The organism is Limnospira indica PCC 8005 (genome assembly GCF_000973065.1).
GTDB classification, from domain to species: Bacteria; Cyanobacteriota; Cyanobacteriia; order Cyanobacteriales; family Microcoleaceae; genus Limnospira; species Limnospira fusiformis.
In genome coordinates, this window is record NZ_FO818640.1 from 2,841,859 (window position 1) to 2,855,342 (window position 13,484).

20 protein-coding genes and 2 pseudogenes are annotated in these 13,484 nt (G+C 47.1%); all 22 read left to right on the forward strand.

Annotated features, from left to right (window positions below; translation table 11 throughout):
• The first annotated feature begins 253 nt into the window (after nt 1–253).
• The 22 genes and pseudogenes from XZ46_RS12320 to XZ46_RS12420 all read left to right on the forward strand — a co-directional run bounded on the left by XZ46_RS12320 (nt 254) and on the right by XZ46_RS12420 (nt 13,303).
• Nucleotides 254–1,843, forward strand: coding sequence for a class I SAM-dependent DNA methyltransferase (locus tag XZ46_RS12320; protein ID WP_008050803.1), 1,590 nt, complete (start codon nt 254–256; stop codon nt 1,841–1,843).
• Nucleotides 1,840–2,091 carry a hypothetical protein gene (locus XZ46_RS12325; protein WP_006625654.1) on the forward strand — a complete coding sequence of 84 codons (252 nt, stop codon included), beginning with the start codon at nt 1,840–1,842 and terminating at the stop codon, nt 2,089–2,091. The genes XZ46_RS12320 and XZ46_RS12325 overlap by 4 nt, the downstream gene beginning before the upstream one ends.
• Nucleotides 2,088–2,405 carry a type II toxin-antitoxin system VapC family toxin gene (locus tag XZ46_RS12330; RefSeq protein WP_006625653.1) on the forward strand — a complete coding sequence of 106 codons (318 nt, stop codon included), beginning with the start codon at nt 2,088–2,090 and terminating at the stop codon, nt 2,403–2,405. The genes XZ46_RS12325 and XZ46_RS12330 overlap by 4 nt, the downstream gene beginning before the upstream one ends.
• Nucleotides 2,406–2,460: 55 nt before the next feature.
• Nucleotides 2,461–3,042: pseudogene (locus XZ46_RS29360) on the forward strand (IS607 family transposase); the annotation flags it as partial.
• 331 nt (nt 3,043–3,373) lie between these two features.
• Nucleotides 3,374–4,156, forward strand: a pseudogene (locus tag XZ46_RS38290) (zinc ribbon domain-containing protein).
• Complete coding sequence (locus tag XZ46_RS12345; protein WP_006625651.1) at nt 4,157–4,315, forward strand: type II toxin-antitoxin system VapC family toxin; 159 nt, start codon at nt 4,157–4,159, stop codon at nt 4,313–4,315. It abuts the pseudogene before it with no gap.
• A gap of 7 nt (nt 4,316–4,322) precedes the next feature.
• Complete coding sequence (locus XZ46_RS37550; RefSeq protein WP_006670405.1) at nt 4,323–4,454, forward strand: hypothetical protein; 132 nt, start codon at nt 4,323–4,325, stop codon at nt 4,452–4,454.
• A gap of 171 nt (nt 4,455–4,625) precedes the next feature.
• Nucleotides 4,626–4,862: a DUF433 domain-containing protein gene (locus XZ46_RS12350; RefSeq protein ID WP_006625650.1), complete on the forward strand. Its 237-nt coding sequence runs from the start codon at nt 4,626–4,628 to the stop codon at nt 4,860–4,862.
• Nucleotides 4,859–5,212, forward strand: coding sequence for a DUF5615 family PIN-like protein (locus XZ46_RS12355; protein ID WP_008050816.1), 354 nt, complete (start codon nt 4,859–4,861; stop codon nt 5,210–5,212). The genes XZ46_RS12350 and XZ46_RS12355 overlap by 4 nt, the downstream gene beginning before the upstream one ends.
• Before the next feature lie 99 nt (nt 5,213–5,311).
• Complete coding sequence (locus XZ46_RS12360; RefSeq protein ID WP_008050817.1) at nt 5,312–5,545, forward strand: hypothetical protein; 234 nt, start codon at nt 5,312–5,314, stop codon at nt 5,543–5,545.
• Nucleotides 5,532–5,756: a type II toxin-antitoxin system HicB family antitoxin gene (locus XZ46_RS12365; RefSeq protein WP_008050818.1), complete on the forward strand. Its 225-nt coding sequence runs from the start codon at nt 5,532–5,534 to the stop codon at nt 5,754–5,756. Before XZ46_RS12360 ends, XZ46_RS12365 begins: the two co-directional genes overlap by 14 nt.
• Nucleotides 5,753–6,010, forward strand: coding sequence for a DUF4926 domain-containing protein (locus XZ46_RS12370; RefSeq protein ID WP_008050819.1), 258 nt, complete (start codon nt 5,753–5,755; stop codon nt 6,008–6,010). The genes XZ46_RS12365 and XZ46_RS12370 overlap by 4 nt, the downstream gene beginning before the upstream one ends.
• A 47-nt stretch (nt 6,011–6,057) precedes the next feature.
• Complete coding sequence (locus XZ46_RS12375; protein ID WP_008050826.1) at nt 6,058–6,318, forward strand: DUF4160 domain-containing protein; 261 nt, start codon at nt 6,058–6,060, stop codon at nt 6,316–6,318.
• A gap of 2 nt (nt 6,319–6,320) precedes the next feature.
• Nucleotides 6,321–6,656, forward strand: a complete 336-nt coding sequence (locus tag XZ46_RS12380; RefSeq protein WP_008050828.1) for a DUF2442 domain-containing protein — start codon at nt 6,321–6,323, stop codon at nt 6,654–6,656.
• A gap of 106 nt (nt 6,657–6,762) precedes the next feature.
• Nucleotides 6,763–6,936, forward strand: a complete 174-nt coding sequence (locus XZ46_RS12385; protein ID WP_008050830.1) for a type II toxin-antitoxin system RelN family antitoxin — start codon at nt 6,763–6,765, stop codon at nt 6,934–6,936.
• A gap of 399 nt (nt 6,937–7,335) precedes the next feature.
• Nucleotides 7,336–7,494, forward strand: coding sequence for a helix-turn-helix domain-containing protein (locus tag XZ46_RS12390; protein ID WP_111893796.1), 159 nt, complete (start codon nt 7,336–7,338; stop codon nt 7,492–7,494).
• Nucleotides 7,495–7,564: 70 nt separating this feature from the next.
• Nucleotides 7,565–7,954, forward strand: a complete 390-nt coding sequence (locus XZ46_RS12395; protein WP_008050832.1) for a type I restriction-modification system subunit M N-terminal domain-containing protein — start codon at nt 7,565–7,567, stop codon at nt 7,952–7,954.
• Nucleotides 7,951–9,267, forward strand: a complete 1,317-nt coding sequence (locus XZ46_RS12400; protein WP_321201303.1) for an ATP-binding protein — start codon at nt 7,951–7,953, stop codon at nt 9,265–9,267. Before XZ46_RS12395 ends, XZ46_RS12400 begins: the two co-directional genes overlap by 4 nt.
• Nucleotides 9,268–9,531: 264 nt before the next feature.
• A complete protein-coding gene (locus XZ46_RS12405) occupies nt 9,532–10,671 on the forward strand; it encodes a DUF3387 domain-containing protein (RefSeq protein WP_228116590.1) in 1,140 nt (379 codons plus the stop codon).
• Nucleotides 10,672–11,260: 589 nt separating this feature from the next.
• The gene (locus XZ46_RS12410) at nt 11,261–11,512 is read left to right on the forward strand and encodes a hypothetical protein (RefSeq protein ID WP_006670412.1); all 252 of its coding nucleotides are present in this window, start codon (nt 11,261–11,263) and stop codon (nt 11,510–11,512) included.
• Nucleotides 11,513–11,796: 284 nt separating this feature from the next.
• Complete coding sequence (locus tag XZ46_RS12415; protein WP_006625638.1) at nt 11,797–12,396, forward strand: GerMN domain-containing protein; 600 nt, start codon at nt 11,797–11,799, stop codon at nt 12,394–12,396.
• Between the two features lie 181 nt (nt 12,397–12,577).
• On the forward strand, nt 12,578–13,303 hold the full coding sequence (locus XZ46_RS12420) for a Bax inhibitor-1/YccA family protein (RefSeq protein ID WP_006625637.1): 726 nt from the start codon (nt 12,578–12,580) through the stop codon (nt 13,301–13,303).
• The last annotated feature ends 181 nt before the right edge of the window (nt 13,304–13,484 follow it).

Genomic DNA, 13,484 nt, shown 5'->3' on the forward strand with positions numbered 1-13,484 from the left:
AGATACCATATATGATAACTATGCTTATCTGCGTGTGTCCTTCCAGACCATCAACCGCTGGGAGAAGGGACGGGCCACCCCCTCCCCGATGGCAATGACCCTGATTGAGTTGCAGTTGGGGCAGATGAGAGAGCGAGGGGCGGATTTGATGTCCGGCTTATTTTTCAGAGTAGGTGCTTTCTTTGAGTGCGATCGCCTAGATTGAGTTAAAAAAAATCGATATTGTCCATTTTCTATAGAGTTCCATCCCTGAATGCCAAAGTCCAAGAAAACCCAATCCACCTCCAAGCAAAACGGAAACGGAGCCAATCTCGGTTTTGAACAAACGCTGTGGGCTGCTGCCGATAAAATGCGCGGTCACATGGATGCTGCTGAATACAAGCACGTCACCTTGGGGCTGATTTTCCTCAAGTACATCTCTGATGCCTTCCAAGAACGCTACGATGACCTGGCAGCAAGGCAAGAAACAGACTACACCGACCCCGAAGACCGCGATGAATATGTTGGGGAAAATATGTTCTGGGTGCCGCAGGAAGCGCGATGGTCAACAATTCAAGCCAGCGCCAAGCAACCGGATATCGGCAAGCGCATTGATGAGGCGATGCTGGCGATCGAGAAAGAAAACCCTCGACTCAAGGGCGTTTTACCGAGTAACTACAACCGCCCCGACCTGGATAAGCAACGCCTAGGGGAACTCATCGACCTGATTAGTACCATCGGATTGGGCGACGCTGAGAACCGCTCAAAGGATATTTTGGGGCGAGTTTACGAATATTTTCTGGGACAATTTGCCGAGAAGGAAGGTAAGGGTGGCGGTGAGTTTTACACGCCGCAGTCAGTGGTCAAGCTGTTGGTTGAGATGATTCAGCCGTACAAGGGACGAATCTATGACCCTTGCTGTGGTTCCGGTGGAATGTTCGTGCAGTCCGAGAAATTCGTGGAAGCGCACGGCGGACGTAAAGGTGATATTGCCGTTTACGGACAGGAATCGAACCCAACGACGCGGCGACTGTGCTTGATGAATCTAGCCATTCGCGGGATAGATGGCAACATCGGGGATAGACAAGCAGATAGTTTCACCAACGATTTACACAAAGACTTGAAGGCAGATTACATCCTGGCAAATCCTCCATTTAACATCAGCGATTGGTGGAACGAGAAGCTGGCAGAAGACGTGCGCTGGCAGTACGGGACACCCCCAAAGGGAAACGCTAACTATGCTTGGATTCAGCACATCATTCACCATCTCGCCCCCAATGGGATTGCTGGGTTCGTGTTGGCGAATGGTTCCATGAGTTCCAACCAGTCCGGTGAAGGGGAAATCCGCAAAGCCTTAATCGCTTCCGATTTGGTGGATTGCATGATTGCTTTACCTGGACAGTTGTTCTATACCACCCAGATTCCTGCTTGTTTGTGGTTTGTGGCGCGGGATAAGTCGGGCAAACCCACTGCCGGTCATAAATCCTGTCGGAACCGCAAAGGCGAGACCTTATTTATTGATGCTCGGAAGTTGGGGGTGTTGATGGACCGAACCCATCGGGAACTGATTGATGAGGAACTCGCCCGGATTGCTGGAACCTATCAGGCATGGCGTGGGGAACCGGAGGCAGATGATTATGAAGACGTGCCGGGATTTTGTAAGAGTGCCACTCTGGAGGACATCGCTTCTCATGGTTATGTGTTGACCCCAGGGCGCTATGTGGGGGCGGAGGAACTGGAAGAGGATGATGAGCTGTTTGAGGAGAAGATGGAACGGTTGACGAAGAAGTTGTACGCACAGTTTGAGGAAAGTGCCAAACTAGAAGCAGCGATTCGGGAAAATTTGAGGAGGTTAGGGCTATGAGTCCATTGCTACAAAACCTATTGCAGCAAGTTGAGCAGTTGTCCTATGAAGAACGGTTAGAACTGATTAGCGGTGTAGCACAGAGTCTGAAATCTCAGCCACACCAGACCAGCCCTAAACGGAAACTTAGTGAATTTCGCGGGATGGTAAAGCACCCATTTTTTGGCGAGGATGCTCAGGAATGGGTGACGCGAACTCGTCGAGAAGGGGATGAGCATCGGGAACGAGTCCTCAGAGGCGAATTATGAGGATTGATGAGGCGCTTTCTGGGGTATCGCGGCTGTTTTTAGATACATCGCCTGTTGTGTATTTTGTGGAGGAAAATCCTGATTTCTGGCCGCTTGTCAGGATGATTTTTGACCGGATTGAGAATGCAGGATTGGTGGGTGTTGTGGGGCCTATCACCCTGGCAGAATGTCTGGTAGTCCCCTACAGAACGGGAGATGTGAAGGGACAAAGAGAGTTTAGAGAGCTGCTAACGAACACAGAGAACATTCAATTTGTAGAAATTGGTCAATCGATGGGACAACTGGCAGGGGAGCATGATTTAATCTCAAATTAGGTTAATATTTTAGGGCAATAGGGTCTAATAAGCGAGAAGAGTTGAGGATAAACCTATTGCCAGATATGTCAAACCCAAGGAAGCCGCCCAAATCCTTGGAGTCCATGAAAGAACACTCCGCAGATGGGACGACAATGGCTCAATCGAGACCATCAGAACCCCCGCTGGGCAACGACGATACAACGTTGAGTGATATACTGCTGCCAAATCAGGCAGTGACAAACGCAAAGTCGTTATCTATGCCAGAGTTAGTAGCCGCGCCCAGCAGTCCGACCTCAACCGACAGGTGGCCGCACTGTCCAACCTCTACCCCGAAGCAGAAGTCGTCTCAGAAATCCGAGGCGGGCTCAACTTCAAGGGAAAGGGAAAGAAAATGCTGGCCTTACTGGGACAAGTCTTGTCAGGAGATGTCGGCATGGTTGTCGTTGCCCACAAAGACTGATTGGCAATATGGGGATTTGACTTGTTTCGATGGCTCTGTGAGCAAAACAGGTGCTCACTCATGGTTCTCAACCAGACAAGTCTCAGTCCAGAACCAGAAATGGTTGAGGACATCCTCGCCCTCCTCCACTGCTTTAGCTCCCGATTATACCGACGGAGTAAATACAAAACTCAGGTCAAAGAAGATCCGGATTTACCCCAGCCCGGAGCTAAATCAAGTCTGGCGTAAATGGCTGGCTGCTTGTCGGTATTGCTACAACCAAGCAATTGCATTATCCCGGAGTGGTAAACGACTAAGCAAACTGAAATTACGCAACGAAGTGATGCAGAGCGACTTGCCTGCATGGGTCAAAGAAACACCCTGCCACATTCGGCAAAATGCCATCTTTGATGCCTATCAGGCTTTGAGCGCCAGTCCTGATGCCAGGTTTAGAAGTTGTCGTGACAGCTCTCAAGGGATTAAGTTCAATAATACTAATTTCTCTTCAGGGAGTTGGTATCCAAGGCTCACGAAAGGATTAACTTTCATGGTTTCCGAAGCTATCCCTAAAACTTGCGGGCAAGGGACTCAGTTGGTGTTTACCAAAGGTCGATGGTTTGCGGTGTTTCCTGAACCTGTGGCCGTTACCCCAACTGAAGCGAATGGCGTAATTGCATTAGACCCGGGTGTGCGAACTTTCATAACCGGGTTTGATGGTTCACGATTTCTGGAATTGGGCTCCGGGGATATTGGACGCATTACTAGGCTATGTCAACATTTGGATGATTTGATGAGCCGAATCGCCAAGGAAACCTGTCGTTCAAGGAGGCGACGGATGAGGCAAGCGGCTCAACGAATGAGAACTAAAATCCGGAAATTTAGTGGATGAAGCCCACAAACAAATTGCTCACTACTTGACTCACAACTACAGCCCTAATTTTTTTGCCCCACCTTCGAGACTTCCGATATGGGTTGCCAAGGTGAAGCGGTCTAATCAGGTCTAAGACTGCCCGCGCCATGCTTGACATGGGGCCGCATTATCGATTCAAAACTAACCCTGAGACATCAAGCCGAGATAACTGGAACCACAGTTGTAGATGTGACGGAAGAATACACCAGCAAAACCTGTACTCACTGTGGTCATGTGCATTCCCAGCTAGGTGGCTCAAAAGTGTTCCGATGTCCGGAGTGTGGGTTCACTCTACCCAGGGACTGGAACGGTGCTTTTGGAATCTTTCTAAAAGCTTTGCGGGATACCGCCTCTGTTACCTTAACGGGTAATAGTGCTATCGTCGCATTGTCAGGCAATAGCCGGATAAATGTCGCGTAAATGTATCAGTTACGGGCAAGATACAATCTTCAATTACCAGATTCGCTGCAAATTGCCACGGCATTAGATGCTGGCTGTGAGGCATTTTTAACTAACGACCTGCAACTAAGGCGGATAACAGAATTAAAGATTATTGTTATTAGTCAATTAGAGGTTTAATTAGCCAATGAATGTTAGGCATTTAATTAATATTTTATTGCAGTTTGATAGAGAAACGCAAGCTGTCGTGGCGGAATATGAAGGGGGATTTAATAACATCACCGAGATTCAACCCCAAAAGCTCCGGCTGAATGTTTAAGTAAATCTTTGGAGGTAGGGGCTATGACGATCGCCGCTGAACCTCGCTCAGTGTGCAGGATTATCACCGCAGGGTAGAAGTGGAAATGTTGGCTGCTTCGGAGCGTGTAAAATTGATTGACGGGATGTAGCGGTGTTGATACACTAGAAAACAGTAGAGGAACGATTTATTATGGATAATTCTTTGTTAGAACGAATCACGATTAATCCAGAAATCTGTCATGGCAAACCCTGTATCCGAGGGTTGCGCTATCCAGTGGAATTTTTGCTAGAACTGCTGAGTTCCGGTATGACTCATGGGGAGATTTTGGCGGATTATGAAGATTTGGAAGAAGCTGATATTTTATCGGTGCTGCTATTTGCAGCCCGGTTAAGTCAAGTTAAGCGGGTTTATACCCTGGTCTTATGAAATTTCTAGTCGATGCCCAACTTCCCCTGCGGCTGGCTCGGTTCCTTCAAAATGCGGGTTATGATGCCATTCACCCGAGAGATTTACCCCAAGAGAATGCTACCCCTGACTCTGCTCTGAATGCTGTGTCAAGGCAAGAAAAGAGGGTTTTGATTACGAAATATGCTGATTTTGTAGAATCTTTTTTGCTCAAAACTGAGCCTTATAAACTTTTGCTGGTTTCTACGGGGAATATTAAAAATGATGACCTAGAAAATTTATTTCAACAAAATGTAGGCCAAATTATAGAGCTTTGGGAACGGCACAGTTATATTGAAATTAGCCGAAATACTCTCATTATTCATCAATGATAAAAAAAGGAAAGAATTGATAAAGCAGTTGGATGCACCGTTTGAGGAAAGTAGGAAACTAGAAGCAGTGATTCGGGAAATTTTGAGGAGGTTAGGGTTATGAGTCCGTTGCTAGAGCAGGTGTTGCAGGAAATTGAGCAGCTTACAATCGAGGAACAGTTAGAGGTGATTAGCCACGCCACAGAACAACTGAAGCGGCGGACGTTAACCCAACACAACCCTAAACGAAGCTGGCAAGAACTGCGTGGCATTGCTCCCAATTTGTTAAATGGGCAGGATGCTCAGGAGTGGGTAAATCAGTTACGGAGGGAGCAGGATGATGAGTCAATTTAAGTATCGGGTTAATCTTGTTTGGTCTGAAGTAGATGCAGCTTATCTGGTAGAATTGCCAGAATTTGCTACAGAAATTCAACGCTATTTTACCGATGGAGAAACCTACAAAGAAGCCCTCAAAAATGCTCAGGAGGTTCTGGAACTGCTGATTGAAAGTTATCAAGCCGAGAATCGACCTTTGCCCCAACCGCAAATTTTACAGGTAGGGTGAGAAATGATGCAGCGATTCTGGAGTTGATTTTCAGTGCAGCCATGATAAAACTTTTAGATGTGGTAGCCTTAACCGAAAATTTACCTGACTTCAACCTTCATCAAGGTCAAGTGGGTACGATTATTGAAGTTTACGAACCCGATGTATTTGAGGTGGAATTCGTAGACCTTCAGGGTAAAACCTACGCTTTAGAAATGTTAAGGGCCAATCAAGTGCTGCAACTTCACTATCAACCGCTTCCTCAAATGGCTTGAGGCATCAAAAGGCTAGGTTGATTTTGATATTTTGAGGAGGTGACGTGATGCCAGAGATTAGCCGCTTTTTTGGTATGGTGATTACGATGTACTATAACGACCATGCCCCACCACACTTTCATGTGCGTTATGGTCAACAAAAAGCCCTAATTACTATCGAGACCCTAACCCTGCTAGAAGGACAACTCAAACCCAGAGCATTAGGACTGGTGATTGAATGGGCGGCCCTGTATCAATCTGAACTGATGGATAACTGGGAACTAGCCAGACAAAATGCAGAACTTAACAACATCGAACCCTTAGAATAATCATGTTAAAAGATATAATTGAGGCCAAACCGCTAGAAGGATATGAACTTTATCTAAAATTTGAAGATGAGGTTCATGGGGTAATAAACATCACAGAAATCATTGAATTTACCGGCATCTTTGCACCCCTGAGCGATCCAGCTTATTTTGCTACAGTCACCGTTAATCCAGACTTGGGTACTATCTGTTGGGACAATGGGGCAGATATCGATCCGGTGGTTTTGTATGCGAAAGTTTGTCAGGTCAACCTAGAGGAGTATTTTGAAGCAAAAAATCAGCCACATGGCTCAGAGCATTACAAGCCGAGTCTGTGCAGAAAGCCTTCACCGGCGAACTGACCGCCAACATCCCAAAGATGACTGAGGAGGCTGCTTGAAGTCAATCCCTAGACTAAACTTAAAATAGCTTGAAATCACTCCCAATTCAACAACTCTATCACGCACCATGAAAGCAATTGAAACCACAGCCACAATTAACGAGAATGGAGAACTAACCCTCGATCGCTCTCTGGAAGTGACCAAGCCTCAGCGAGTCCGCGTCATCGTCTTGATGATTGAAGAAGGCGAGGAAGACCCGGATGAAACCCCTACGGAAATCGCCATAGAAGGTATTCGGTAGGGCTTACGGGAAGCCTTGACAGGAAAGATTATGCCCCTTTCACAAATGTGGGAAGGCATTGATGCAGAGCTATCACCCAAGTTTTAGAGGCGATCGCCTCGAAGAAATCACGCCCCCAAACGGTCACCCTTTGCCGCTTCACCCCAGCCCCATGATAAAAGCTGGAGTGCCTATTGCGACCCCCCTCCTGCAATCCCTGGACAATCTCAGCGAGGCCGCTTGTCTGAGTTGCACGGGACTGAATGGACTGAAATGCTGCACCAACAAGACATTCAGAAATTTAAGGAAATATTCAGAATGTTAGATTGCTTGTTGAGGTTATTGTAATAATAAGGAGTCCACCGACTTTGCAGACCTAATAACTCCTTCGGGCATTGCGTAACCGACTGAACCTCTCTGATGGAGAAGTTCGCCGCTTACCTCGGTGTTTCCTTTCAGACCATCAACCACTGGGAGAAGGGACGCGCAACCCCTTCACAGATGGCGATAAAGCTGATTGAGTTGCAGTTGCGGCAGATGAGAGAGCGAGGGGCTGATTTGATGTCCGGCTTATTTTAAAGATTAGGTGCGTTACGACCCAAACCGGCTGATATCTAGCCGAACCACTATAAGTAATTGTAAAGATTGAATGTTTGAGCAGACTTTTGAAAATATTAATGATTTCCTCTGGAAAGAGGCCGGTTGTACCACTGAACTCGATTACACGGAGCAAACTTCTTGGGTGTTGTTTCTTAAGTATCTGGATGACTTAGAACAGGAACGGGCAATGGAAGCCGAGTTAGTGGGCAAGTCTTATGAGTTTATTCTGGACGAACCCTATCGCTGGTCTTATTGGGCTGTGCCGAAGTTGCCCCGTGGAGAAATCGACCGCAACAATTCTTTAATCGCCGATGATTTGGAGGTAAATGCGGAATCATTACCCTGGAAACCCTTGAAAAATGGCTGCTTGTACCCACAGAGACAGAACGTCTTGAATTTAAAGAAGCCAAAGAACAGTATGATACGACTAAACTGCTGAAATATTGTGTAGCGCTGGCCAATGAAAGAGGTGGTTATATTGTTTTGGGCGTTACCGATAAACTGCCTCGCAAAGTAGTAGGTTCCCTAGCTTGGTCAACAGCAAGGGAGTTAAACAAGATTAAGGCATATATAGTTGAGCAACTCAAATTTCGTGTAGACGCGACAGAATTGCAGCATCCTGATGGACGAGTGCTGGTGTTTGAGGTGCCAACCCGTCCCGTCGGGCAACCATTAGCCTTTAATGGAACCTACCTAATGAGAGCGGGAGAAGATTTGGTGCCGATGACACCAGATGTACTCAAGAGCATTTTTGCTGAAGACAAACAGGAGTGGTTTTCCCAACCCGCTCAATGTAACGCAAGCCCTGACGATGTAATTGCTCTGTTAGATACCCAAACCTACTTTGAACTGCTAGAAATTCCCTATCCGACTAGCCGTGATGCCGTCCTTGAAAGATTGCAGAGCCAATATTTAATCAAACAAACAGTACAGGGTTGGACAATCACAAACCTAGCTGCCATACTTTTGGCAAAAAAACTGGATGCCTTTTCCCCTGCATTGGCTCGTAAAGCACCCCGTGTTGTTATATATGAAGGGATTAATAAGCTGCAAACTCGTGATGACACAACAGACAACCGAGGATATGCCGTTGGCTTTGACAAATTAGTAGATTTTGTCCACTCAGCAGCACCGCAAAATCGCTTTATCGAAGAAGTTGTGCGAGAAGAAGTAAAGATGTTTCCAAAACAGGCTTTACGAGAACTTATTGCTAATGCTTTGGTGCATCAGGATTTTCTAGTAACAGGTACTTCAGTGATGATCGAGATGTACAGCGATCGCATTGAGATATCTAATCCAGGCATCCCATCCATTAAAGTAGAGCGATTTATTGATGAATATCGTTCCCGGAACGAACAACTCGCCGATATAATGCGACGTTTCGGCATCTGTGAGGAAAAAGGTAGTGGTATTGACAAAGTGGTAAAGGCAGCAGAGGTATTTCAACTACCCGCACCAGATTTTCGAGTAGGTGACACGCGCACTACAGCAGTGCTGTTTGCCCATCAGAATTTTGCCGATATGAGCAAAATAGACCGAATTCGAGCCTGCTACCAGCATTGCTGTCTGCTGTATGTCAGCAATCAACGAATGTCGAATCAAACCCTACGGGAGCGGTTTCGTCTAAGCGAGTCAAAGGTAGTAATGGTTTCTCAGATTATAAAAGCTACCAAAGAAGACGGCTTGATCAAGACAGACGAATCCGAATCAACTTCTACCCGCTATGCTCGCTATGTCCCTTATTGGGCATAAAAGTGCTTAAAAGCAAACCGAGATAAGTCCCTCTCAAATCCTGGAACCCTGGCAGAGCAAACAAAAAAGTGCTTAAAAGCAAACCGAGATAAGTCTCTTTCAAATCCTGGAACCCTGGCAGAGTAAACAAAAAAGTGCTTAAAAGCAAACCGAGATAAGTCCCTCTCAAATCCTGGAACCCTGGCAGAGCAAACAAAAAAACGCGATCGCCTCCTTTGACCCATACCCTACCCGGATCCACCAATACGCACCGGCTTTTAGGCGATCGCGAAGCGTCTACTTAAGGAGAATCGCCTCTCCCAAACTGTCGGTGCCGACACTTATTCGACAAATCCGGCAAGACCTCAGAGGCGATCGCCTCTCCCAAATTGTAAAAACGCACTCAAAGATTACACCGAAGGCGATCGGACAGAAACAGGCATCCCCATCGAACAAGCGGTTGCCGTCATGCTGGAAAAATACGAAATCGTGGGGGCAATGTTTCACGGCTTCGATTATTCTGGTTTTCAGACCGGCACCCCACCGCAACGGCTCACCCTTTTGCACAACGCCACCGACTGGATTTTGCGTCCGGAGTTTGCAGGGGAGAACGGCATCCAGCGTTACATTCAAGCGGTTACCGAACTGTCCAAAGCCTTCGCGTTATGTTCTTCTGAGGATGAGGCGATCGCTCTGCGAGAAGACTTGGGCTTTTTCCAAGCGATTAAAGCCACCCTCGCCAAACATACCGTGGAAGGGAGCAAAACCAAGGCCGAACTGGATGCGGCAGTGCGGCAAATCGTCACCCGTGCGATCGCCTCTGACCAGGTTATCGATATTTTTGCCACGGGTGGACTCGACAAACCCGAAATTTCCATCCTCTCGGACCAGTTTTTAGAAGAAGTGCGCGGACTCCCCCAGAAAAACTTGGCCCTAGAGATTTTGAGGAAACTGCTCAATGATGAAATTCGGTCGCGGTCCCGCCGGAATGTGGTGCAGTCTCGGCAGTTCTCGGAAATGCTCGAGAACACCATCAAGCGCTACCAAAACCGTTCGATTGAATCGACTCAAGTTCTCCAGGAACTGATTGCCCTAGGTCAGCAAATCCGTGAGGCTCACCAACGGGGAGAACAACTAGGCTTGACTGAAGACGAACTGGCTTTTTATGACGCGCTGGAGGTCAATGATAGTGCGGTAAAACTACTCGGCGATGCTACCCTCAAGAAAATTGCTCGCGAACTCGTAACCGCAATTCGCCAAAGTGTGACGATTGACTGGACGGAAAGGGAAACCGTGCGTGCCAAAATGCGAGCTACTGTCAAACGATTGTTGCGAAAGCACGGCTACCCGCCCGACAAACAACCTAAAGCGATTGAAACCGTCATCACTCAAGCTCAAACCCTTTGCCGAGATTGGGCGGCTTGAATGGACTCTCATATCCAACCCTTGATTTCATAAACTTGTATCTAGTGAAACGGGTAGTCCGGGTGAGTTTAGAGACGGTAAAAATTGTGGAAAATTTACCGCCTTTAAATGATATGAACTAAACCAATAGGAAAAATGTACAGAATCGCTGTTATTCATTTTTTTAGGTCCTATCAATGTGGTGGTCAGGACTTTCAGTTTTTATGCAGGGAGTGAGGAATTTGGTAGGGAAAGTGGGAAGCGACAACAACCACAGGAAGAGACTCTACCTAAGTTTTTCCTTCCGATCTGCATAAAAGTCGGGTGTGTCAAAGATAACTACTTTAAAAGCACTTGCAACCTTCGGGAGGTTCTGTAACATGAATTTGACAATCACAGCAGTTTTATTCCTATCTCTGTCCACGCTGAACTTGATTTACGTCCCCTACCAGATCGTCGATACGGAAACTTCACCACTCTTTGTGATCTCAACAATTGATAATGTTGCGCTCTGGTTAATCCGGCTTAACTCTCGATCGCATTAGGGGGAATTGCTGGTCTTGAGACATTCCCCGAATGTCAATTATAATCGTTTTGTAAGGAGAAGATTATGACCTGCCCAATGGATCACTACGGCCGACCTAAATGCCACATTACCGCCCATCCAGACCACCCCCAGCAGCAGTTTTGTTCCGCCTGTGGCCGTCGTTTTCATCATACCGAAAAATGGAATGATATTTTTTTCTTAACTGTAGCCGTTTTCACATTACTACTCATCGCCATTAATCGACTGCCACAACCCTCCGGCATCACTAGAGAAATTCCCACCCTGGAAAATGCCGAATATATCATTCCCCGGTAATAATATCCTCCTCGGCTTCGGTTTCTTCGATGCCTTCAACCAGTCGCTTGGCTTCAGTTTCCCATTGTTTGAATTTCTAGCAAATCTAACCCCGACTTTAGATCAAGATTAAAAAATGGGCAGCGATCGCCCCCCGGTTCATCACTGGTAGCTGGTGAAATCGATCGCTGGTAACCGTGGGTGTGGGGTGGGCTTGAGAGCCTCAATCCCCACGACGATCAAATTAATTTGCCAGAACCCCCGATCGCCAGTTAAACTCAAAAATACAGTTGTCGATAGAAGTCATGAAAGAGCCACAACCCGATCGCCATCAAAATATTGCTATGATTGCTGGGGTAGCGCTATTCCTTGCCGCGATCGCCGCTGGCGTGACTTGGTGGCGAGTGAGTTTTGACACTGACCAACCCCCACAGATCATATCTCCTGAACCCCCAGAAACAACCGATGCGATCGAAAAAACCGTGAATATTTACTGGGTCGATGAAGCTGATAACCAACTTGTCTGGGTTCCCAACCCCGTCACCCTCACCGTCAGTGCTTCCCAACCCGATACCGTCCTAGCTGCCGCCTTCGATCGCCTACTCTCAGGCCCCCAGGAAGCCAACCAATATAGCGAAATTCCCCCAGGTACTCAACTACTAAATGTGACCGCCACCGAAGCTGGGGCGATCGCGATCGACCTATCGACCGAATTCACCACAGGCGGCGGTAGTGCCTCCATGATTGGCCGTTTAGGGCAAGTAGTTTACACCGCCACCAGTCTCGACCCCCTCGCACCAGTACGGATTTCCGTCAATGGCTTACCCTTAGAAGTCCTCGGCGGAGAAGGCTTAGAAATCCCTCAACCCATTACCCGACAACAGTTTGAACAGGATTTTAGGTAGGTTTCATCAGGCATAAGCTGTGCTTCCCAACCCTTGTCTAATCTTATGTGGCACTTGGTTTTCTGGTAGTTTATATTACAATATTCTTAGTGTTGGGTCCCCATTCACCCCGTCGTCAATTGCCTGATGATGCGGGTCTTCTTGCTAAAACTAGATAAATGCAAAACTTTTAGGAGTTGCTATGGCAAATACCAGTAATTTTCGGCAAGCAATGGCTCAAGCCAAAGGCCAAGCCCTTGTAGGCCCTAACGTCATTGCCAATGCCCTCCCCTTTGTGGGAGGTGGTTTGCTTCTCACTGCTGTTGGTTCCTTCGCCGGTCTGAATATCATCAGCACCAACCCGGGCATCTTCATGACCACCTTCTGGGTGGCTTTGATTGCTCAGTTAGCCCTATTTTTTATCGCTAGTAGCGTTCTCGCTAACGATAATAACCAGGTGGCCCTCCCCCTGTTAGCAACCTATAGCCTCATCACCGGATATACCCTCAGTGGCTTGTTATTTGTCGCCTTGGGAACTCAAGGTGTTGGCATTACTGGTATTGGTTTTGCTGCTCTCGGTTGCGGTGTCACTTTTATCGCCGCCCGTCAAATTGGGTCTAACCTGTCCGACTCTGATGGTATCGCCCTTACTCAAACCATCAGAATTGGTATTATTGCCCTACTGGTCGCTGTTTTTGGCCAGTTGATTTTGTCGTTTTTCGGCGTTTTTACCCCCACTTGGCTAGAAATTGGTATTTCTGGACTCGGTGTCTTCCTATTCGCTGGGGCTGCGGTGGTAGATTTTTATATTCTCCCCCGCACTTATCGTGATGACCAGCCTATTCCCGCCGCTTTGTCCATGTACCTCACCTACATCAACCTGTTTATCTTTATTTTGCGCTTAATGAATGTTCTTAATCGCAACTAAGTACCCAGTTGATAGCCACGGTTAATCTCACCGACTTTAACCTGGTATAACTACTTCTCCAACTTCTCCAAACCGTAGCTATAATAACCGTGCTACGGTTTTGTTGTGACTTTTTCTGGGCGCAAAAATCGCCCATAATCCTGGTATTATTTGACAGATATACTATGGCTTTTGTTAAGTT

What these genes read in the sequence shown, in the direction of transcription:
- XZ46_RS12320 (WP_008050803.1), top strand. Translation starts at nt 254, where the DNA reads ATGCCAAAGTCCAAGAAAACCCAATCCACCTCCAAGCAAAACGGAAAC.
- XZ46_RS12325 (WP_006625654.1), top strand. Translation starts at nt 1,840, where the DNA reads ATGAGTCCATTGCTACAAAACCTATTGCAGCAAGTTGAGCAGTTGTCC.
- XZ46_RS12330 (WP_006625653.1), top strand. Translation starts at nt 2,088, where the DNA reads ATGAGGATTGATGAGGCGCTTTCTGGGGTATCGCGGCTGTTTTTAGAT.
- XZ46_RS12345 (WP_006625651.1), top strand. Translation starts at nt 4,157, where the DNA reads ATGTATCAGTTACGGGCAAGATACAATCTTCAATTACCAGATTCGCTG.
- XZ46_RS37550 (WP_006670405.1), top strand. Translation starts at nt 4,323, where the DNA reads ATGAATGTTAGGCATTTAATTAATATTTTATTGCAGTTTGATAGAGAA.
- XZ46_RS12350 (WP_006625650.1), top strand. Translation starts at nt 4,626, where the DNA reads ATGGATAATTCTTTGTTAGAACGAATCACGATTAATCCAGAAATCTGT.
- XZ46_RS12355 (WP_008050816.1), top strand. Translation starts at nt 4,859, where the DNA reads ATGAAATTTCTAGTCGATGCCCAACTTCCCCTGCGGCTGGCTCGGTTC.
- XZ46_RS12360 (WP_008050817.1), top strand. Translation starts at nt 5,312, where the DNA reads ATGAGTCCGTTGCTAGAGCAGGTGTTGCAGGAAATTGAGCAGCTTACA.
- XZ46_RS12365 (WP_008050818.1), top strand. Translation starts at nt 5,532, where the DNA reads ATGAGTCAATTTAAGTATCGGGTTAATCTTGTTTGGTCTGAAGTAGAT.
- XZ46_RS12375 (WP_008050826.1), top strand. Translation starts at nt 6,058, where the DNA reads ATGCCAGAGATTAGCCGCTTTTTTGGTATGGTGATTACGATGTACTAT.
- XZ46_RS12380 (WP_008050828.1), top strand. Translation starts at nt 6,321, where the DNA reads ATGTTAAAAGATATAATTGAGGCCAAACCGCTAGAAGGATATGAACTT.
- XZ46_RS12385 (WP_008050830.1), top strand. Translation starts at nt 6,763, where the DNA reads ATGAAAGCAATTGAAACCACAGCCACAATTAACGAGAATGGAGAACTA.
- XZ46_RS12390 (WP_111893796.1), top strand. Translation starts at nt 7,336, where the DNA reads ATGGAGAAGTTCGCCGCTTACCTCGGTGTTTCCTTTCAGACCATCAAC.
- XZ46_RS12395 (WP_008050832.1), top strand. Translation starts at nt 7,565, where the DNA reads ATGTTTGAGCAGACTTTTGAAAATATTAATGATTTCCTCTGGAAAGAG.
- XZ46_RS12410 (WP_006670412.1), top strand. Translation starts at nt 11,261, where the DNA reads ATGACCTGCCCAATGGATCACTACGGCCGACCTAAATGCCACATTACC.
- XZ46_RS12415 (WP_006625638.1), top strand. Translation starts at nt 11,797, where the DNA reads ATGAAAGAGCCACAACCCGATCGCCATCAAAATATTGCTATGATTGCT.
- XZ46_RS12420 (WP_006625637.1), top strand. Translation starts at nt 12,578, where the DNA reads ATGGCAAATACCAGTAATTTTCGGCAAGCAATGGCTCAAGCCAAAGGC.